This window comes from Paenibacillus sp. FSL P4-0127, assembly GCF_038007325.1.
Classification (GTDB): Bacteria; Bacillota; Bacilli; order Paenibacillales; family Paenibacillaceae; genus Fontibacillus; species Fontibacillus macerans.
In genome coordinates, this window is record NZ_JBBOWY010000001.1 from 110,872 (window position 1) to 133,121 (window position 22,250).

Consider the following 22,250-nt stretch of genomic DNA (forward strand, 5'->3'; position numbering starts at 1 on the left):
CGCGGCCGGAGATACGCGGACTGACGGAAATGGCATTACAGCAAGCCGGTACAGCGGCAAACCGGCTCCCGCGGCGGACGGCTTTCCCGGCCGCCGCCGTTCTACATCAACGCGGCAGAAAGGCAGGTGGCGGCACTTGCGAAAACTTATATTGGAAATGAGGGGCATCACCAAAACGTTTCCCGGCGTCAGGGCGCTCAGCGACGTCAATTTGCAGGTAGCGGAAGGTGAAATCCACGCGCTTTGCGGGGAAAACGGTGCCGGAAAATCCACCCTGATGAAAGTGTTAAGCGGCGTTTATCCGCATGGCACCTATGAGGGGGACATTTTGTTTAACGGCCGGATTTGCGAGTTTAAAGATATCAAGCAAAGCGAACAGCTCGGCATCGTCATTATCCATCAGGAGCTGGCGCTGATCCCGTATCTGTCGATCGCGGAAAATATTTTTCTCGGCAACGAACAAAAAAAGCGCGGGCTTATCGACTGGAACGAAACGACGATCAAAACGCGGAAGCTGCTCGAAACCGTCGGGCTGGACGAATCGCCGGCCACCCGGGTGCTCGATCTCGGCGTCGGCAAGCAGCAGCTGGTGGAGATCGCCAAAGCGCTGGCCAAGCAGGTCAAGCTGCTCATCCTGGACGAACCGACGGCGGCGCTCAACGAAAGCGACAGCGAAAACCTGTTGGCGCTCATCCTGGAGCTGAAAAAACAAGGCATCACCTCGATCATCATCTCGCACAAATTAAACGAAATCAGCAAGGTGGCCGATTCGATCACGATTTTGCGGGACGGCAAAACGGTCCAAACGCTCGATATGAAGGCGGATCAGGTGACCGAGGACATGATTATCAAAGGCATGGTCGGACGCGATTTGACCCATCGATACCCTGAACGCGAACCCCGTATCGGCGAAGTAATCTTCGAGGTTCGCGGCTGGGAAGCCTACCATCCGCAGCAGGAGGAGCGAAAAGTGCTGGACGATATCAACCTGACGATCCGCCGCGGCGAAATCGTCGGGATCGCCGGTTTGATGGGCGCGGGCCGAACGGAGCTGGCGATGAGCATCTTCGGGCGTTCTTACGGCAGACATATTAAGGGCCGGCTGTTCCTGCACGGAAAAGAGGTCCGGTTCGACTCCATCAGCCAGGCCATTGCGCACGGGGTCGCTTATGTCACCGAGGACCGCAAGCAGTACGGACTGATTCTGATCGACGATATCAAGCGGAACATTTCACTCACCAGTCTCGGCAGGCTGTCCCGCCGCAGCGTCATTCACGAGCAGGAGGAAGTGCTTGTCGCGGAGGAGTACCGGAAGAAGCTCAATATCAAGACGCCAAGCATTTTGCAAAAAACGGTCAACCTCAGCGGCGGCAACCAGCAAAAGGTCGTGCTCAGCAAATGGATTTACGCGCAGCCGGAAATTCTCATTCTCGACGAGCCGACGCGCGGCATCGATGTTGGGGCCAAATACGAAATCTACTCGATCGTCAATCAGCTCGCGGACGAGGGCAAAGGGATATTGTTCATTTCTTCGGAGCTGCCGGAAATTCTCGGCATGTGCGACCGCATCTATTGCATGAGCGAAGGGCGAATCACCGGGGAGGTCGCTCGCAAGGATGCGACGCAGGAAGTGTTGATGAAATCGATGACTCGAGGCAGGGGGTAGGCAGATGCAAGCAGTTAGCGAACTTTTCCGCAAAAATATCCGCCAGTACGGGATGATCATCGCACTGGTGTTCATTACGGTGTTGTTTCAAATTTTGACCGACGGGATTCTGTTGAAGCCGCTGAATATCACGAACCTGATTTTGCAAAACAGCTACATTCTCGTGCTGGCGATCGGCATGGTGCTCGTCATCATCACCGGACACATCGATTTGTCCGTTGGTTCGGTCGCGGCCTTTATCGGCGCGCTGGCGGCGATCATGATGGTCAACTGGCAGGTGCCCACGTTTCTGGCGGTGATCCTTGCGCTGATCATGGGGGCGCTGATCGGAGCCTGGCAGGGCTTCTGGGTCGCTTACGTCAAAATCCCGGCGTTTATCGTGACGCTGGCCGGCATGCTGCTGTTCCGCGGCCTGACGATGATTGTGCTGGGCGGGCAGTCGATCGCACCGTTTCCGAAATCGTTCCAACGCATCAGCTCCGGGTTTATCCCCGACTGGTTCGGCGGCGGCGGGCTGCACGTATTAACGGTCGTGCTCGGCATCCTGCTGTCCATTTTGTACATCTGGCAGGAATGGAAGGAGCGCCGGACGCAGATAAAGTATCAGTTTGAAGTGCCGCCGATGTGGACGTTTGTACTGCAAATCGCCGTGCTGGTGGCGGTGATCAATCTGTTTACGCTGGTGCTGGCCACCTATAACGGCATTCCGAACATTCTGATCATCCTGTTCTTCCTGATCGTCATCTACTCCTTCGTAATGAACCGCATGGTCGCCGGACGGCACATCTACGCGCTTGGCGGCAATGAGAAGGCCGCCACGCTGTCGGGGGTCAAGACGAAAAAAGTGACGTTCTGGGTGTTCGTCAACATGGGCGCGCTGGCCGCGCTCTCCGGCCTCATCTTCGCCGCCCGGCTCAACTCGGCCACGCCGAAGGCCGGCACGAACTTTGAGCTGGACGCCATCGCGGCCTGCTTTATCGGCGGCGCCTCCGCTTCTGGCGGTATCGGCACCGTAGTCGGCGCGATCATCGGCGGGCTCGTCATGGGCGTGATGAACAACGGCATGTCGCTCATCGGGCTCGGCGTCGACTGGCAGCAAGGCATCAAAGGGCTCGTCCTGCTTCTCGCCGTCGCATTCGACATTTACAATAAGTCGAAGACGAATTGATACGATCGGTCAGGCTACTGCAAAACGAGCAGGCCCCCATCTCGGAAATCCGGACGGGGGCCTGCTCGCTTTTTGTAAAAATTACCTCTCCCCCACTCCTTGCTGGGAAATGGCTGTTACTGCGTGTCTACTTTGACTAGTTTACATCCAAATAGCGGTAATTTAAGTCGTTATTTTGATCATATTGTCCCACTCTCGTCAAATAGCGGAACTTTTTGTTCCTATTTGGGGGCCAAGATGGAAAAAGGGGGCACTGGGCCCCCTTCCACCAAAAATAGCGGCAAAAAAACCCTCTATTTTATCTGGGCTCCCTACATTGCCGATTATATCGCCCTTTTTTACCGCTATTGCCCTGGCCTGCGGCGAGGACTTTTCCTACTCCCCGTCTGGCATGGGGAGTACGATGGATCGAGGCCTGCGAAAGGCGGCGAAATGCAAAAGTGCAGGCGACTTCCGTCGAAATGACTCGAAACGAGCGACTCAACTGCAAAAGCCGAAAGTGCAGTTCACCCCCAGCCATAGTAGCATATCCTTCCAATTCCACACAAAACAACTGCATTTTGCATTTCACTTGCGCTTTAAGGGCCTTTGGCGGAAAATCAACTGCACTTTTGCAATTGATTTGGTCACGCCCCCCCCCATCACTATCGTCAACTTGGCTATCCGGCCACACTTCTTAAGCGCACCCGCCGCATACGATTATTGTTTCGGAGATTCTACTGGAGATTCTACCGGACTCATCATTGACTGGGCCTCTTCGCGAGAGATGACCGTAAACTGTTGATCGCCCAACTTGATCAGGCTACCTGCCGGGACATCCAGCTTCATGCCTAATGAAACCGCAACACGATACGGGTACGCCGACTCCTTCATTCCTTCGCCCCCGGCCCCGATTGACTTAGCGGACTTGGGATTGGAAGCATCGTTAAGCTGACCGGTGCCGGATGCACCGGCTGAATCTGTTCCGGCTTTATTGGTTTTGCCGGCCGGATCGGTCTCGGTGTTATTAGTTTTATTGGTTGCGCCGGTTGCAGCAGTTTTATCAGTTTTACTGGTTTTATCGCTTGTATTGGCTTTGTCATTCGTATTGGTTTTGTCATTCGTTTTGGTTGCATCGGCCGCGTCGGCTGCATCGGTTCCTTTGGTTCCCTCGGTTCCATTGCCTGCACCCGTTGTATTCGTTGCTTTGGTCGCGTCCGCTGCATTGGTTCCGCCGGTTGAATCGTCTTTCTTATCTGCGGATTGTCCAGAGTCCTGGTTCTCTGCCGTTTTCTTTACACTTTCCTTACTTTCCTTCGTATTTCCCTCGGCATTTCCCTGCACATTTTCTTTCCCATTTTCCTTCACATTTTCCTTCGTATCTTTAGCGGTATCTCCCTCATTTCCCCCTGCAGCCGCATCATCACTTTTCGCATCGTCGGTTCCTGCTCCGCCGGCCGCGCCGCTCGGTCCGGTCGTCCCCGCCGTCCCCAAATCACCGGCACCGGAACTTTCAGCGGTACAATTGCTTTCGTATTTCAAATTCGTAAATTGCTGAGCGGAGCCTCCCGAAGACTCGATCGTCAAGGCTGACGGAACAAAGGCAGTACACTGCTCCGCCCCGGGGAACAGAAATACAAGCGAAGTCGTTTCCGTAGCATCGGCACCTGCAACGTTGTCTGCGTAGACAAGCGCCTCCGGTTTCTCTGCCTGAGCAGGCGGCTGGTTTGCTTCAACAGGCGTTTTGGGCCCCAGCATCCCTTGCTGCTGCATCACGAACAAAATACCGGCGGTCACAACCAGACCGGAGGCCAGAACGATTATGGTCGCTCCGACTTTTTTTCCGTTTTGGGCCAAAAACCGCTTCAGCGGCGAGGAGAGCGCCAGACGCGCCTCAGCAAACACCTTCGCCAGCGGCGCTCCCGCTTTCTCGAAATAAAGGGTCCGGTACTCCTTACTTTTAAATGCGCTTCTGTCATACTTGTCAAAATACCTTAACAGCGCCGCGGCGTAGGCTGGAACCAGGCCCTTGGACCCGGCGAAATACGGATGGCCCTGCGACCACAGCATGAACTCGTAAATCGTTTCCTTATCCTTGGCATGCTGATGGAGATACTCCAGCACCTCATCATAATCGGCAAACCCGGAATCGGCGTCTTGATAAAACGCCAGCACGATTTTTCCAAACTGCACCAGCTCGATGCCTGACTGCAGCCACTCGCGTCCCAACTGCTGTACCTGCTTCATGTCACTTGCGGACAAAGCTTGAAAAATATCCTCCATAGACTCACGCCGGGTAAACCATTCGTACAGCGTCTGCAGCATATCGGCATGATTGCGCTGCCGGCCCTCAAGCTGCAAACCGGCAAAAGCATCCGCTCTGCCTAAAAAGGCGGCGGACACCACTTGGTCCTGGGTCAGCTTGTCCACTTCCAGGTCATTCAGCAGCAGGTTTTTGGCGGCCAGCGAAAGAAGCTCCGCCAACTGCGAATCGGCCATCGTCATTCCGCTGTCAGATAGAGGCGTTCGTTCCCATTTGCGGATATTTTCCAGCACCATGTGTACGGCGGACAGCAAGCGCTGCTGCTTGCGAAGCTTGTCCGTTAAACTCTCAACGGCATATTCCTGAAAAGAAGCGTTCCGCAGCAAATCCGGCTGGGCGACCGCCCAGCTATGCACGATGTTCAGAACTTCCTTGGGCCCCTGCGCTTCCGCCAGTTTGTTGCGGATGTAAGGCTCAAACAATCTGTCGGACAGCCCGTCAAGCTTCAGGACCGTGCCAAAAAAGGCTTTGCTCAGCTCGGGCTGGCTCTCGGCCAAGGCGTACAAGCCATAGGCAAGCTCCGTCTGTCCTTCCGTCAGCGCGTTGTTAATCGCATGAATCAAATAATTGACCAGCTTGGGACCGTAATTCCGGCCATCCAGCCGGTAATAATCCCTGAAGCATTCCACGACCGCCAGCTCGGGGATATTCCGCTGTTTTATCCGGTCAAACTCCCGGTCGAAGGCGGCGAGAAATATATCGTTCAGCCGCAAGCTTGAGTCCGGGGCGTCCGCGGGCTCCAAATAACCGAGCAGCCCCCGCAGCACCGTTAATTTATGATTTTCGTATAAATCCCAGCGGCCTTTTTCCACCTGGTAAAACACGCACAGCTCGTGGTAAGCGGACAACACCCCCCGGCTCTGCGGCTCCTTGGCTGCAAGCATATCATCCGCGAAGCGATGGAAATCCTCCAAGCTTTCAAGCTCACCCACCGCGCGCCATACAAATTCGAGATAAGGCTGCCTGCCGTCATCCACCTCATCCTGCGGCAGCCGTCCGGCAGCGAGATCGAACACATATTCCTTTTCGATTTCCCGGTCACCCGGCCGCAAGCTTCCGCGCTCCACGAATTGCAGGTGAATATGTTTGCGGCTCTGCGGCTCCTTGGCGTAAGTAAGGAATCCAAAGCGCCGGCGTTGCTCGAACGGCAGACAGGCGAACAACACTTTAAGCAGCGCCGCGGCGTATTGCGTAATCTGCTCCGCCGGAACATCCAGCGCAACATATACTTTTTTTCTGCCTTCGCCAACCGCGGTCATAACGGCAAACAGCAGCTGTTTAAAGCTTTTCTCGTCCAATTTCAGTTCATCCAGCAATTCGCCCGCCGGCAAACCGGATGGACCGCTTTGCCGGAGCAGCGGGTTCCGCTTCCGCTGCGGGAGATGCTCAAGCTCCGGCAGCACCCGGCCGATTTCCTGGAAATATTTTTCGGCATAATCCGCTTCAAAATAACGGCTGTAGTCGATGACGATCTCATCCCGCCGCGCCGCCGGAATCACGTAGTTATGAGTAAGGAACGCGCTGCGCAGGCCGGTAAAATCCACCGGCTGATAAATGCTCCGTCCCAGCACCGTATCTCCGCCATCGGTATGGAATAAATGGATCGCCGGCGGATAGCCGGCAGCCTCCTTCTCGCCCCGGGAAGCCAGTTCCGCGGGAGCGTCGTATACGCAGAATGGATGGAGCTGCTTCTTGATAAACACGGAGTCCAGCCCGTCCGAGGCCGCAACCGTATCAAAACCTTCCGTTCCGCGAAATAACCCGCTCCGCTCCCTTGTATAGATTTGCTGCTGAATCATTGCGGGAGATGCTTGCTTCACGATCATTCTCTCCCCTCGATGTAGTTCAATTTGTACAGCAGCCAAATGAACGGTTCGTCCACGCGAATCGGCTGCACGACGTTTTGCAGCTTCTGGTCGACCGGATTGCTGCCGAGCGCGGATACCGCAAAATATCCCGTGTTTTTGAAGTAAACGTCCATCGTACCTTTAAAGGGCCGATCCACTTTCTCAATAAAACGGCGGATTTCGCCGTCGATATTTTCAAATTCGGTCACATTAAAATATTTACGATGCACCACATGGTTAAAAATATTGCTGTTCGACTTGATGTACTCTCCTTCTTCATCCTTCAAGGCGTGCAGCATATCGCTTTTCGTCAGCACAACCGCGGTCGGGATGTCCGTTTTCCCCTTATCCTCATAAGCGATAAAATCCCCGAACATCGTCAGTACCACATCGCGCGGTTCATCATATTGCGACACCCACTCGCCCGGTTTGTCTCCGGCGTTGATGCGGATTTTCTCGCGGATGGAGCGGATTTGCAGCGGATCGACCATGAACAATAGTCCTGAAGAGTTTTTGATATGCTGTCCCTGCAAGCCAAGATAGTCCTGATCCACCATGCCTTCGCCCGCTACATCAAAGAAAACGAGCGTGAGCGGCGGCTTCGACTCATCCTTGAACACAAATTGAAAAATGAAAGGCTCCTGCATTTTCTCTTTCTGGGTCGATGGCAAGAGTTCACCGCGCTCAAACAGCGGCTCTTCATAGATGGTCCGGAATTTGCGGCTGATTTCGGCGTTAAGCGGCATACAAGCCGCGTCAAAATGATCGGCCGTCGTATTCTGCAGCGTATGAATCAATGAAGTCATATAAACGGATTTTCCCACCTGGGAAGCTCCGATGATGGAAATAATATTGCTGGGCACTTTGCCCGCCGTTACCGGCAGCTCGTTATGACAGTGCGGGCATAATCTGCGCCGGGTCACTTCCCCATAGCGGTCGTTTAGTCCGGTCAGGACATGATCCGAATAGATCAGATGCTCTTCCGGAACGTCCTGGGGGCGCAAAATCGCCTCAATTTCATAGACGGTATCGAGACCGAATCGCTCCCTGTATTTATTCAGCGCTTCGTCCTCGCCAAGCGCGTAGTCCTCATCGTCTTCACGGTAATGCGTCGCCCTGAATACAACTTCATCCGGTCCGAATTTACTGAAGCAATAGGGGCAGACAATATCGTAAAACAACGGCCGCTCTTCGGCCGGGGATTTCTTTTTAAACAAATCAAACAGACCCATCGTGTTCCTCCTCTCAATATAAGTTGAACTATGGATTGGATGCGGTAGGGCAGCCGTGTGAAATGTTCTTACGATCGCTGTTGTTCGCGGATTTTTTTGATTCAATAAATACAAACAAGGTAGAAATCCGCTCACAAAGGCGACCAAGCGTATGCTTCCGATGCAGCTTTCTTCCAGAAAGCTTTTAGTTTCTTCAGAATCATTTCCCACTCTTGCCTTACTCGTTCCCTACTTTAGTTCAACTTATTATAGTAGCGCAATTATTCCGGAATCAGTTCGTACAATCTCCCGTACTTAGGGCCGTCGGTAAAAAACAGCCTTACGTAATCGTTTTTCCCTACCTCGATCGGAGGCAAGGTGCTTCTGCCCGGCGGGAAATCCCTGAGAAAAGGATATACGGTCCCGTCATCGATACTTACCGGATAACTGCCCTGCTTTTTCACATAACAAAGCGCCTCTTTCGGAATCTCCACTTCCGCGAGCACCGAGATCTGCACCGTTTTATATTTTCGCAGCAGACCGCTCTTATGAGAGACGGAATAGCGGATTTTGGCCCGCCCCGTACTGAACTCCACGGTGTTCCGCCCGTCAGGCTGATAGACCAAACGTTTGTCCCCGTCATCCATGATGCAGGCATAAACCGTATAGGCGACGAGTCCAATCGTGTCGATCCGGTCCGCATAACCTCCCGCCGCCTTATACTCTTCACGGGTGTAGAGCTTCAATCCGGCGGCAGAAGGGGGATTGCGGCACTCCCCCTGCCGCTCCCGCTCTGCGGACCGCTTGTCGATATAAACCGCCTGTATTCCTTCAGGCCACTGCCACTGCAGCTTACAGCGATCCTCATCGATCTTGTAACTAAGCTGCGTGATGAGCGGCAAGCCTTCCTCCGCCTCGACGAATCGCATCGCAATGCCCCCTTTGCCCTTTAAAATCCGCTATTGCGCCGGTTTCGGGCAGGCTCCTGATATCCGGCCGCGCCGTTCTGAACAGCAGCTCCTCTACGGCGCATAGCAGACCGGACACCGTCCGCCGGGACCGGTACGGCAAGCGTGAACATCGTCATCACGGCGGCCAGCACGAGGCAGGCAAGCAGCCGGATCAGCGCGTCTCCCGGTTGCCATCCGCCGAGGCCTTGCTCCAGCAGGACGCCCGCAAGCAGCCCGGACACAGCTCCGCCTATCGTAAAGCTTTTGGCCAAATGCCGGTTATCGAACATCATGCCGAGCGCGAGGCCAAGCAGCGCGCCCAGTCCGAGAACAAACACGATTCGCAGAATCATGTAATACGGGCTATTTTCCATCGTTCCGGTACGCTCCGTCACTAAAGTGCGTTCATCCCGGTTGTTGTCGTATATTTTCTGGAACACAAAGGTCAGGTTAGACGCATCGGCCACATCATAATATTGCCCGCCGGTTTGAGCGGCGATTTCCTGAAGCAGCGCCGCCCCTTCAATGTTGCCTCCCGGCGCGCTGAGGCCAAGACCGATCGTATTTACGGCTACGCCGCGATCCTGGTAATCGGCAAGCACTTGCGGCAGATTAACGGAGCTGACCCCGTCCGACAGCAGAATCGCCATTGCGCCTCTGGAGCCGGATTGCCCCTTGATCTGTTCCATCGCCGCTTGCAGCGCCTCGCCGATATCCGTTCCCGCATTCGTCGGTTCAAGCGCATCGATCGCAGCGTTGACTTCGTTTTTTGCACTCTGATCACGGACCCGGATGAAAGGCTGAATGAGCACGGGCCGGTCATCGAAACTGATAACGGCAACCTGCTTGCCGCTATCCATTTGCCCAACCAGGGACTTCGCCGCTTCATAACGGCGGTCATCCGGATCGGTCTCCTGCATGCTCCCGGAATTATCAATTATCAGGACGATATCTTTCACCGTTCGCGCCCGTCCTACATTCAGCTCATACAAAAACTCAAAAAGCGCTCCCGCGAGCAGGAGCATGACCAAGGTTACCGGAACGAGCAGTTTCCACGAAGTACCGACATACCGCTGCCTCCAGGACGCCCCGCTCAATCGCGGGGAGATCATTTCGGCAATCAGGCAGAATAAGCCGACGGACAAGGCCAGGATGCCAAAATAGAGCCCCACCACGACAAATCCGGGCAGCCTGCCCAATAGCTCGCCAAGCAGCAGTTCGCCGGCCACGGCCCCAACCGCTCCGCCGATGAGACTGAACAGCACCAGGAGCCAGTTTATTTTACGCTGCATTCTTGCACTTCCTTCCTTTAAGAGGTAGTTCAAAAAGTCATCTTCCGATCACGAAGTCAAGTCAAGAAGCGGATCGGGCGTCGAATCTTGAATTCAGCCGGGCCTTCCGTTGCTCACGTAGTCCCACCTACGCTCCGCTACTCAGTCCCTAGCTTCATCCAACCTTCTCGGTGCTCAAAACCTGTCTTTTTGAACCTTTATTGAAACGGTAGTTCAAAAAGTCATCTTCCGATCACGAAGTCAAGTCAAGAAGCGGATCGGGCGTCGAATCTTGAATTCAGCCGGGCCTTCCGTTGCTCACGTAGCCCCACCTACGCTCCGCTACTCAGTCCCTAGCTTCATCCAACCTTCTCGGTGCTCAAAACCTGTCTCATCATAATTTTGGGGGCGGGCAGGTCAACAGAGCTCTGGCAGCCTGGATTGGTCGATTCCGTGAAACTCGTACCCGTTTTTGACATAAGTTTCATAGTACACTTTCCCGTTTACGTAATACATCAGATCTTCGAGGTGGAAGCCCCCCATCAGATTCAGCTTCTCTACGCCGCTGCTGCGCTTCTCGTGCACACAACCAAGCTTGTAAACCCTCGACGACTCATCCGCCTGAAAAATATGCTGCACAAACTCGCTCGTAAAATCGCCGAACACATATTTTTCCTCATAGCGGTGCTCCTGGGTGTAATCGTACAGGCGAAGTTGGATCGCGGCATTATCCTCCAAAATGCGGTACAGCTTCTTGAACAGCTCTTCCTTGGTAAGCACGGACCTGTTGCCGTATTCTACCGTCACATTGGCGCGCTGCAGCAGTTCCTCCTCGAACGCGCGCGAAAACATCGGCGACGTTAAAATCGCGGTGCGGCATACTCCGATGAGCCGGTCCGCCAACCCCTCGATCCCACGCTCAAGCAAGCGGCGGGAATCCCCCATCATACTGTCCGCAAAAAACGCCTGCTTTCCCCGTTTGCTTTCCCATTGCTCCATAATTTCGGCGGTGACTCGCTCGTAGTACTCCATAATATTCTGGCCGATATAATCGTCCGCGGTCTGGGTGCTGACGAGTGCCGTGTCGAAAAGCAATTGCTCCATCGCTTCAAGCTGATTGATCACGGCGCGGTACCGGTCATGCAATTGCCGAATTGCTTCTTCGAACTTGGCGATGAGCGTCAGTTTCGTTTCCAGCAGCAGGATTTCCCTCCTTCTGGAATAAACCTGGTCAAACAAATAACGGATCAAGCTGCGTAAATTATGCCGGTCCATCATCGGCAGGCGCGGAAAGCTCTGCTCCTCCACCCGGCCCTGACGGAATTGCTCCAGCTCGGCTTTAGCCGATGCCAGCAGCATCTCCGTTTCCCTGCGGCCGTTCCTAAGCTGATCCATAATGCCCGAAGAGCCATCGGACGCCTCATCCGCGGTCCAGGCCGCCAAGGAATAGATCTCCACATCGGGATGCTGCGAAAGCGACTGCTTGATCGCCGCGTCCAGCCATTCAGCGGCCCGGAATTCCTGCAGACGGCGCGCCGCCTCCTCTTGAAAGTTGCTGCGGAAAAAGGCTTCCCCGCCGCCGCCGAACAAGGCTTCCTCGGCTTCCTTCAAAGGCAGCTTGCGGATTGCCGCGTAGCTAATATCGTTCGTCATCAAACCATGCATTTCGTTTAAGCGTTCCTCCGAAGGCGTCAACTGCAGGGAGGCGCGATCCAAGGCTGCTGCGTCCACTCCGAAAAAGGCCAGCTTCTCCGCCGCCGATAACGCGGGCTCCTGCTTCATCCTCGTGAGCAACCCCCTGTAAAAATGATACAGAACGGCCAGCGCAATCGACTGGTTAGGACGCTTCACCTTGGACAATCCGGCCGAAACAAAACCCTGCCGTCCGGATTCGGTCATAATATTGTTTTTGAAGGAAGTATTGTTGTAAGCCGCATTGTTTGCGTGGAACATCTGCTCCTTGTACTGCCTGTTCTTAAGCAAACTAATATGGGATATCGCCTCATAGCAGCCTTGCATTCCCTGGTTTGAGGCAATTCCCCGTTCGTCGCGATCCGATAAAATATAGACGAGATCAAACAATGGCGAAGGCGGATGCGAAACCGGAATCGCCAGCCCGTCCTCGGTAACGTGAAGCGGGGCGGTCAATGCGAAATCAGGCTGCTGCATCAGGTTCAGCTCGCGCAAAAATGCGACGCCAAGCGAGCTGCTGTATCCAAAAGCTTCGGCCCCTTCGCGCTCGTTGATCAAGGCGTACAAATCCATTTGCACCGCCTTGAACGACTGGCGGAATATCGCTTCCGCGAGCAGCGATATTTCCGGAACCAGTACATTAAACGGATCGTCGACCCGCGTTACGATCGAGAGGCGCACCCGGTCAAAGGCCGGGTACAGCCTTCCGTACTCCGCCAGAGCTCCGCTGGCCTGCCGTAAAACACGGTTAAGCTCCGGCAAGCCCTGCGCATCCGCATAGAACCGCCGGTATAGGCCGGGACGGAGCGTTTGCGGGTTCGCCTCTTCTTGCGCCGCCACCGGAAAATGATACTCCAGCAGACGAGCGTCAGCAGGCTCGCCCGCGGAGCCTGCGTATAGATAAATCAATCCCTCGCTGTTTTCCCATTTCTTCTCGTTCATCCGCATGATCGGCTGGATGGCCTCACGGCTTTTGTCTCCGATAAACAGAAACACGGCGGGATAATGAATGCTGCTCTGGTCATCGCCCCCGGTCAGCCGCTCTTCGGACCGGTCATACTCGGCGGCGAACTGCGTAAGCTTCCGTCTGACCATTATTTCAGCCTTCTGCGGATGTCGTTCAGCTTCGCGGCAACCTGCTTGTAGAACTGATACATTTCGTCACCGTTCGCCAGCGCCGCTCTTTCATATTCCAGCGAGTCCCGCCCCTCCAGGAATCGTGCGGCCAGCTCATCGAGCGTTTGCAGCAGCGGCTCGATATTTTCGGACGCCGTCAGCTCCGCGGCACGGCGCGACGCCTTGCGCATCAGCGTGCTGTGGCTCTTCTCATCCAGGCCTCTGAAATGGACAAACACTTCATATTCCACATAATTCTGGCTTTTCATCAGGTTGGCAAAAGGCTCCCAGGCCTCTTCTTCCGGATCGCGATCGTACACATACAGCGCGCCTTTCTTCGTCACCGTGCCGGTATACAGCGCCTCAATGAACTGCTCGAGCCACTTCTCCTCATCCTGATGCTGCTCCAGCACCGCGTCCAGCTTCGCCGCCATCGCCGCGATTTCATCGTACTTGGCGATTTCCTGCCGTACGGCGGCCGTCAGCTGCGGCGAACGGATCAAATTCTCCTTGGCCATCTCTTCGTTGATGCTGCCGAAGATATCCTTGACGCTCTCCTGCGGAAGTCCCTCCGCAAGCAGCCGCTTAAGTTCGACGGCCGCCCGCTTCACTTCGCCCAAATTCGGCTTTGCGGCCTCAAGGCGCATATCGTACGCCGCCAGCTTATCCTGCAGGGAGAACGGCTTCGTGAACACGACCGAATAACGGCTGCTCGTGTTTTGATCGGCGTCCTTTTCCACAATAACCTTTAACGCCAACGCTTTGGCAAACTCTTCACGCACGCGGCCATTATAGGTTTTCACCCGCGGGTTGACGTAAGTTTCGCCCCAGGACTTCTCAGGAATCGGCGACGGCAGGTAGGTCCAGTTGTTCTTTTCCGTCTGCACCAGGTGGCGGCCGATGCCTTCTTTATCGAGAATCGTCCGTTCGTAGCTTTCCTCGTAAACCTTAAGCGGCGTGTAGACAAAAAGCGGCACGCCGTTGCGCGTGTTCAACCAGAAAATGCGGTTCTTCACTTCGCTTTCCTTCACCGTGAAATGGGACTTGCCGATCGCATTGTTCTGGTAATTGCGAATCCCCTTCAGAATGCTCGGCGCCTTGACCGGAACGGATACAAACCCCCAGGAAGGGAAATGCAGGTTGCCCGTGCTGTTCGACAAATGGAACACCGGCACGGCCTCTTCATCCAGCTTGCTGGCGATATGGCGCTCGACGAATTTTTCGATCGGTTCATCCTGTCCGTATTTGATGATCAGGAAATCCTCCATCGATTTCGTAATGAGATCGCCGAATTTTTCCGAAAGGAAGTCGGAAATGGAGCTGACGATATCGATTTCCTGCTCTTTGACCCACTGGTTCGAATTGTCCAGCAATTCCGCCGCGAAGTCGCGAATGAGATCGTCGACATCCTTTTGTTCCATAATGCCGCTGACCACTTTGGAAATATCGGGCACGCTGACGATGTTCCAATAGTAGGTTTTGTTGCCTTTATGGTCCACCTGCTCTTCTCCGCTCGTCAAAATGTCCCCGTTCTTGGAGAAAATCGAGCTGAGCGCGTTCAAGATTTCCGTGAATACGCTGTAAATGCGGTTGTTTTCCCGGTTCAGCAGGTCGTACAGGTCCTCGTAAAATTCGATCATTTGCTCGGTGCGCTCCACATCCGCGTGGAGCCAGTATTCATTGATTTTCGCTTCAATATAGGCGTTTTTCTTCTTCTCCTTGGATACAAACGCGCTTTTGGCGTCGCCCAGCTTCTCCTGGGCATGATCCTGCGCCGCTTCAATCTCGCGGGGAATCCTTAGCAGATTCTCGCGCAGCGTCTCGATATAGGAGAGCAGCATCTTCAGCAGGCAGAAGCCTTTTTCCGTATGAATCAGCCTGGAGACATAAAACGGCCCCTGCTCCGGATGCAGGAACAGCCGGCGAATCTGGTCGCTGAACTGCTCCAGAAGCTCGCCCGGAAGCTGCTTTTTCGCCTTGATGTACTCTTCTCTGGCCCGGGCCAGGAAGGATTGCTCCAGCTCCGTATCCAGGTTCACGACCTGGGACTTCACGACGTTGGCATAGCTCAGCCGCTCGCTGTTTTCGTAACCCGGAAGCGGCTCGGGCACGCGGGCTTCGAAGGTTTTGACGATGCTGTCCAGATCGACGCCCAGCTTGCGGGCAAACTTCTCCACTTCCTCCTGGGTCGGAGCCTGATGGAACATTTTCTCCATCTTGTCAAACAGACGGTAGGCCAAATAGGTCGTCATCTCTTCAATCGGCAGTACCGCCGAGGAGGCCCCGATAATGTTGTATTCATAGTTGGCCGGATAGACCTTGTTCATTTGCGCAATATTCGTGCGGATATTGCTGATATAGTCATGGATGGCGAATTCCTCGCCGGACTGCTTTTCTTCATTGGCCATAAAGTTCGTAATGTTCTCGGCGGTTACGTTCATACAGTAGTCATAGGCGTTTTCCAGCAGCTTGCCCTCCGTATTGGTCGCCGAGATCAAATGGCACAGGTTGAACGGAGGCAGCGGAGAGTTGACGTTCAAAATATTGCCGTACTGCTGCTTGAATCTTTCGCCGCGATGATCGACGTTCATCCAGTAATCGAGCTCTTTCAGCGCGGCATAGCCGTTTTTCTTGATATATTCGCGCGTGTGCTCGCTAAGGCTTTTGTTTGACAGATTGATATCCGGCGTAAACAAATACCCCAGGGTGTTCACACGGTCAACCCCGGCGGAGCCGTGATCGCGTTCGATGATCCCCCGCACGATATATGCGATATCCAGGAAGCAGCCGCTGCCCGTCCCGCCGGACAAGCCGGTAAGCAGAAACACCATCAGCTTCTTGTTGGTGCCAACGGACAAGGTTTTGATTTTCTTGTCGATCGCCTGCACGACCTGGTTAATCTTCGTGAACAGCAGCAGCCGTCCGGCCTGACGGACACCGGCCGCGCCGTTCATGCCGTCGGTGATGCTAAGCTCGGGCGACAACCAATCCGTAATATACGGCTCCAAAATGCTGCGGTTTTGCAGCAGGCCGCCGATTTCCGGGTTGGACAACAGCACGAATTCATTGATCGGATCGAGGCCGATGCCTTTGTACCGTTTGCTGCGGTCCTGCTCATTGGTCTCAAACGCGAGAAATTCCACATTGTCCGGTTTATCGCGTTTTTTCTTGGACAGCGGGTCTTCCGGCAGCTTGAACCGGCGGTTGATTTGATACTTCAGGCGCAGCAGGGCGTCGATCCCGGTTCCGCCAAGGCCGATAATGAGGATCGGATTGTCAATCGGATCCACTCGAATTTTGTCGCTGACGATCCCTCCGCCAAGCGAAACGTCCAGTTGCTGAATATGCTCTCTAACGATCGGCTTCATTTGTTTTCCTCCTAGAATAGGGTCGATAAGTTGAATTATTGATTGTACGGATAAGGGCAGCCGTGTGAAATGTTCTTACGATCGCTGTTGTTCCCGGATTTCTATAATTAAGTAGATTCATACAAGGTAGAAATCCGCTCACAAAGGCGACCACTGCCGTTTCTTCAGAATCATTTCACACTCTTGCCTTACACCCCCCTTTCTTTAGTTCAACTTATATTGATTAAGCAGTCACACCAGATACTCGATGAAAATCGTTTTGTCGATTTGTTGCAGCGACAAGGACACGCGATCCCCGCTTTTGAGCTCGAGCCCGGCGGCGGCATCCACGGCCCGTCCGGATTTCTCGAGGCGCGCGGCCGAAGCGTTGCGCAGGGTAATGCGGTCTCCCTTGGCCGGGGTGAACACGACTTTCTCCGTTTCCTTCAGTTCGGGCGCCAGCTGCAGCAGCTGATGGAGATTAAACTTGCCCTTGAACGCGGTAAGCTTCTTATATTGCGGGAAGGATTTCTCGCTCGTGTTCTCGTCGCGAATTTCGATGACGATCTGGCCCACGAAGCCGCGATTCGCCTGCTTGACCTTGCCGGCGATAAAGTAGGCGGCCGCGGCGAGCACGGCTAGAGCCGCCGCCGAACCGGCAACGATCAGCCAAGGGAACGGCTTCTCTGCGCTCCCTGCCGGGGGACCGGCCGGCGTAGCCGCCGCTCCGCCGGCGTTATCTTTGGCGCTCAGCGTCACCGGATCGGTTTCCCGGTAGAAGCTTTTTTCCTCGGCGCGGACCTTTAATTCATAATCGTGGGCTTCGGCAAAACGAAACGTTCCTTCAAATCGCTCGCCCGTGTTGTTCAGCTTCAATTCTTCCGTTTTGCCGCTATCCAGGTCCTTCACGATGAGCACCGCGTTCATGTTCGTGTACAGCTCGTCATTTTGCAGCTTCTGCCCGTTGCTCGTCAGATACGCTCCGATGTCCACCTTATCGCCCGGCTTGTAGCTCTTCGCGGCGATCTTGTCCATCTCCAGCTTGAGATCGTAGTTAAAGACGAGATTGATGTCGATTTTGTCCTTGGCCGCGCCCTTCACTCTGAGCTTCCAATCCCCCTCGGCGGGAGTCAACAGCTTAATGAGGGAATAGCTCTTCGACTTGGACAAAATCACGTCGTCCGAAGGCACCGCCACTTTGTCGCCGGAGGGGTTCACCAGCTCGGCTTCAACCGGTTTGGACGACATAATGGAAATATTCGCTTCGAGCACATTGGCGTTCGGCACGTTCACCGTCACTTCCTGGAAGCTGCCGGTGCCTGTCATGCTCTGGATCGGTACGATTTTGAGCTTCAAATGACTGGCGAAGATTTCACTAAGGATTTGCGGGAGATCGTCCGCCGAGCTGGTCGAGAACGATTTTGCCCCCGTCTGATCGGCCAAATCCTCAAGCGGCGCCTTGTTCAGCTTGCCGTCCGCATTCAGCCCGATCGTATAGATCGGAATGCCCGCGGCCTTCGCTTGATCAACGGCCTCGCCAAGCTCCCGGTCGGATTCGCTTTGCGTCCGTCCCGAGTTTTTGTTGAAATCGTTGTTGCCGTCGGCCAGCAGCACGATCATCGGCTCGTGCCCCGGTTCGGCCCCGTTTTGCAGCACCTTCACCGCCTCCCGAACGCCCACCGCGATATCGGTGTAGGGGCCTCTGTCCAGTCCGTCAATAAAGTTCTTTAAATCCTGCTTATCCTCCGGAGACTGAATCTTCAGCAGCGCCTTTTCCCGCTGGACCTTGTCCGTATAAGCCACAATCCCCACTTTGTCGCCTCTCGCGGACAGCATGTCGATGAACATCTTCATCGCTTCATTTCCGACTTTATTCGTGTCGCTCGTATTCATCGAGTTGCTTATATCGACAACGAGCACGGCATCGATCGACGAAGTCTGCTGAGCCGCGGCTCCTTGCGCGGCCGCCGCAGCGCCGGCCATAGCGACGCCGGCAAAGGACGCCAGTAACCAAATGACCATCAAAACCGTTAATATACGTGCGGATTGTTTATATCGATGCTGCATAATATTGCCCCTTTATTTTTAGATATAAATGCATGGTCAAAAGATGACTTTCTGAACGGCCTCGCAAAATGAAAATAGAAGCAGTTCCAGTTATATACTATACTAATGATAATAGATAAACCTTAAGAAAAGGTTACGAAAAAACCAGATCGCACCGCCATTATTCGCTAAAATCCGTCTTACGTCGTCATCCTCACATTAATTACGAAAGGAAATGGGATATGGTTACATACGGATGCCTCGTCCTGTTGTTTTTGTTTGCCATCATTAAGTCCTGTATATATTACTCTCGCAGAAACCGAATTGTTGCACCGCCGGAGCTCGATAGAAGACTTCTCCAATTAATTAACAGTGAAGAGAGAGAGCCATGAACAAGAAAAAAACGGTTATTCTGCACCCTCCATTAAAAACGAAATATGCCTACGAAAAGTTAAGATGCTGCAAATATTGCCAAAGCTATACCGCGCTAAATGAGGAGAAATGCACCGCCTGCGGCAAAACCGGTCTTATTCCGGTGACGGAAAAAGCGCGTCAAGCAGCGCGGCGCGCCCAGCACAATGATCTGCTGCTGGGTTTGTTTCTCACGCTGCTCGCTATTCTGTTCAGCCAGACCCTTCAGCTTATGGCCATATCAGCCGCAGCGGGGATTATGCTTCTTGGGCTGCTCTATTTTGTTCACCGTAAAACGCTCCACAGCCGCATTTCAATCAAGCTGAACGAGCTGTTCCACCGCGATCGCGATACAATCGCCGCAGGCCTTGTACGTAACCTTGAGACCGCTGTTGCCCAAGAGGATGAAGGGCGCTCCTATGAGATGATGCGGGAAGTCGCCAGGATCGTGCAAAACGACCACATCCGCAAGCTGCAGCTGATCCTGTTGCAGTCATTTGTGCTGAGGAAAGATATGGATCTGGAGCTTACGCCGCTCCTGCTGGAAGATTTCGATTCCGATCTGGCCGCGTATATTGGCGAGCTTGCCAAAATTAAGCGCGAGCTCATTAAAGACAAAGCTTTTCAATATGTTATCAAGTATGAGCGGCAAATCCTGGATATGGAGCGCGGGGAAGACATCCTGGCGGGCGTGGCCGGAGCAGCCGTTAGGTTGAAACGCTACGTTCTAGCCTATTCGGACTTCATTGCCCGATATGCCCGCAAGCTTCCCAAGGACCGTTTCCTCCGGTTATTTCGGATGATCGCCGATTCGCCCGATCTGGATTGGGGAGAGCTTATGGCCGAAACCGCCCGAATTCATAAGGAGAAATACCAGTGGGATGCCGACTTTCAACAAATAAAGCCGAGGTCTGCCGCCTATGACGGTTAGAAGATGGTTCACCCTGCATTATCTGCTCATGCTGTTATGTCTATTGACGATGCCTTTGCTGGTCCACAAAGGCATCGGGATATCCCAGAAGCTTGCCGCCATTCAAACGGCGGAACGTTTATACCACGGGAAGCAGCTTATAGAAGCCGAGGACTGGTACCGGAAGGCGCGGATTAACAGGAGCATACGCTACAAGGAGGAACTTATATCCTCACGGCTGGAGGAGCTCGCCCCCATTTCCTCCATGAAGGAAGACTTGGCGAATATTTCCGAACAAGCTTCCCGCGCGGATAGCAAGCGTGATTTTGAACTGCTTATGGACGCTTACACCAAGCTTCAGCAGGCGCAAAGCCGTTATTTGACGCCGGAAGAGCCTTATAGCGACTATTACCGTCAGTTGTCCGAGCATTACCGCTTCCCGCAAAACTTCACCGGTTATTTCAGAAGTTTTAAAACGATGTTTCTGGAGCAAATGGACCAAAATCTGACCGCTTCGAGTTATGAGGATGAATCTTTTAGGCGGAATCTGCTGCGCATTCCCGGGGGCTTGTTCGGTACGGAGCAGGAATGGCTTGATGAACTAATTACAGCCTTCCGGAGGTACGACGAAACCAAGCTGACGCGGATGGCCGCCGAAGGTCTCGTCGAACCCATGCTGAGCGATGCTACCGCCATGCTTGCGGAATACAAGTCCAATAACCTGGAAGCCCCCTGGATCATTTCCGAAGCGGACAGCTTGATTGAAGCGCTGCTGAAAAATGACTGGGACAATGACGACTACGCCGCTTTCGCCATGCACGCTCGGCAATTCACAACATTCGCTAGCTCTGCCTATCCGGAGTCTAAGGTACTCTCTTTAGCTAAAAGCCGAATGGAAGAGTTGATGCTGCGTGCTGGAAAAAACGCGGCAAACGGCGATTACCAGGAGGCGATCGATCTTTACACGGCCATCGGCCACTATCAGGATACGCAGGCGGAAATCAGGGCGGCCGAATTGGCCTGGACTTTGGCTGAACCGGCCCGGATGCTTCCTTCCCCGGCGGGTGGAAGCGGCTATGCGCATATCGTGAGCGGACGCGACCGGTTTGGAGCGAAGCTTTATGTAGCGGCGACAGACCAAAACAATAAACTATATTTTGGCCGCATGAACGCGGAGGAAAGCGTGCAGATTTTGTCCAATCAGGACCTCGCTCCGCAGGAGCAGATCCGCACTATTGCGGTCGATCCGGACTTAAGTACGGATACCATTCCCGTTATCGTCATCGAAGCGGCATCCGAGGCGAGGAACGCCCGTTATGCCGCATTTGAAGTGCGCGAGAGCAGCATTGCGCTCCTCTACTCCATAGAGGGAGACAGCCTGACCGTCCAGCCGGATGGAACGCTTCTGGTGGTTAATCCGGTTGGCGAAGGGGAAGGACAAACGGCGATATTCGCCCGTTCCGGCGGCATTTATCAGTTCGCAGGCGTCAAGCAGGATATCCTGGATATTTCCGCCGACAGCGTCAGCCAGTATCCCAACTCGCTGGTCCGCTTCACCTGCACCGTCATCCGTTCCGGAGCGGGAGAAGCGCTATGTATGGGCAGCAATAGCTTAATCCTGTTAAGTGGAGATATCCCTCCTTCCGCCGAAGCGGTTAATGTCACCGTCACGGGACGCTTTAAGCAGTACGCCGAACAAACTGTGGATGAGCAGTTAATAGGACAAATCGCAGCAGTGCTGAATGGGGCGACCGGCGGACCAACAGGCGGACAGGATAAAGGACAGATTGAGGAGCAAGTTGAGGATCAGGTTAATAGGGAGAGTGAAGGATCAGGCAACGGACAGATTGAGAGCCAAGCTGAAGAGCAGCATGACGGGCCTGTTGATGGGCAGGCTGATGGGCAGATTGCAAGACAGGCTGCAGAACAAGTTGACGGAAAGGGTGCCGGGCGGATTGAGGGGCAGGCTGCAGGAACGGGTGAAGGAGCGTCGAATGGACTGCTGCAAAGCCTTGCTGGAGCCAATCAAATATCGGTTCCCGTGGTCGAGGTAGAAACGATCCGGTAATGTACATTGTCGCGCTAACGGTTGTGCTCGGGCTTATTTGGGCGAAGCAGCCCTTTTCCCTAAGAAAACACGGGGAATAAGCTCGACCGCAACCTTACATCTTGCAGATCCCCGTTTTTGCCCAATTAGCGGCGCTCACAATCGCTCACAACCGTTAGAATTTTCGCATCCACCTGTTAATGAAAACATAAGGACAAAAAATGTCGTTATTCCGGCGACATCCGTCCATATGAGAGAAATAGAGG

Annotated in this window: 11 protein-coding genes; 4 read left to right on the top strand and 7 right to left on the bottom strand. The window is 54.0% G+C overall.

The annotated features are described in order from the left end of the window. Nucleotides 1–136 precede the first annotated feature (136 nt). Complete coding sequence (gene mmsA, locus NYE74_RS00395; RefSeq protein WP_115311253.1) at nucleotides 137–1,666, top strand: multiple monosaccharide ABC transporter ATP-binding protein; 1,530 nt, start codon at nucleotides 137–139, stop codon at nucleotides 1,664–1,666. A 4-nt stretch (nucleotides 1,667–1,670) separates the two neighbouring features. Then, the gene (gene mmsB, locus NYE74_RS00400) at nucleotides 1,671–2,834 is read left to right on the top strand and encodes a multiple monosaccharide ABC transporter permease (RefSeq protein WP_036626647.1); all 1,164 of its coding nucleotides are present in this window, start codon (nucleotides 1,671–1,673) and stop codon (nucleotides 2,832–2,834) included. 699 nt (nucleotides 2,835–3,533) lie between these two features. Here mmsB and NYE74_RS00405 read toward each other — a convergent pair. The 7 genes from NYE74_RS00405 to NYE74_RS00435 all read right to left on the bottom strand — a co-directional run bounded on the left by NYE74_RS00405 (nucleotide 3,534) and on the right by NYE74_RS00435 (nucleotide 18,637). Continuing rightward, on the bottom strand, nucleotides 3,534–6,956 hold the full coding sequence (locus tag NYE74_RS00405) for a GAP1-N2 domain-containing protein (protein WP_124332832.1): 3,423 nt from the start codon (nucleotides 6,954–6,956) through the stop codon (nucleotides 3,534–3,536). Between the two features lie 2 nt (nucleotides 6,957–6,958). Continuing rightward, on the bottom strand, nucleotides 6,959–8,215 hold the full coding sequence (locus tag NYE74_RS00410; protein ID WP_036626650.1) for a TRAFAC clade GTPase domain-containing protein: 1,257 nt from the start codon (nucleotides 8,213–8,215) through the stop codon (nucleotides 6,959–6,961). Between the two features lie 260 nt (nucleotides 8,216–8,475). After that, a complete protein-coding gene (locus NYE74_RS00415) occupies nucleotides 8,476–9,123 on the bottom strand; it encodes a hypothetical protein (protein ID WP_036626651.1) in 648 nt (215 codons plus the stop codon). A gap of 20 nt (nucleotides 9,124–9,143) precedes the next feature. Continuing rightward, nucleotides 9,144–10,436: a vWA domain-containing protein gene (locus NYE74_RS00420; RefSeq protein WP_036626653.1), complete on the bottom strand. Its 1,293-nt coding sequence runs from the start codon at nucleotides 10,434–10,436 to the stop codon at nucleotides 9,144–9,146. 396 nt (nucleotides 10,437–10,832) lie between these two features. After that, a complete protein-coding gene (locus NYE74_RS00425) occupies nucleotides 10,833–13,202 on the bottom strand; it encodes a hypothetical protein (RefSeq protein ID WP_036626655.1) in 2,370 nt (789 codons plus the stop codon). Further along, nucleotides 13,202–16,591, bottom strand: a complete 3,390-nt coding sequence (locus tag NYE74_RS00430) for a tubulin-like doman-containing protein (RefSeq protein WP_240752313.1) — start codon at nucleotides 16,589–16,591, stop codon at nucleotides 13,202–13,204. Before NYE74_RS00430 ends, NYE74_RS00425 begins: the two co-directional genes overlap by 1 nt. Before the next feature lie 231 nt (nucleotides 16,592–16,822). Next, complete coding sequence (locus tag NYE74_RS00435; protein WP_036626657.1) at nucleotides 16,823–18,637, bottom strand: vWA domain-containing protein; 1,815 nt, start codon at nucleotides 18,635–18,637, stop codon at nucleotides 16,823–16,825. Between the two features lie 367 nt (nucleotides 18,638–19,004). On the opposite strand from NYE74_RS00435, the gene NYE74_RS00440 reads away from it, so the two are divergent. Both NYE74_RS00440 and NYE74_RS00445 read left to right on the top strand, forming a co-directional pair. Beyond that, nucleotides 19,005–19,958: a hypothetical protein gene (locus NYE74_RS00440; RefSeq protein ID WP_036626659.1), complete on the top strand. Its 954-nt coding sequence runs from the start codon at nucleotides 19,005–19,007 to the stop codon at nucleotides 19,956–19,958. Beyond that, nucleotides 19,948–22,005, top strand: a complete 2,058-nt coding sequence (locus NYE74_RS00445; RefSeq protein ID WP_124332833.1) for a hypothetical protein — start codon at nucleotides 19,948–19,950, stop codon at nucleotides 22,003–22,005. The genes NYE74_RS00440 and NYE74_RS00445 overlap by 11 nt, the downstream gene beginning before the upstream one ends. Nucleotides 22,006–22,250 lie beyond the last annotated feature (245 nt).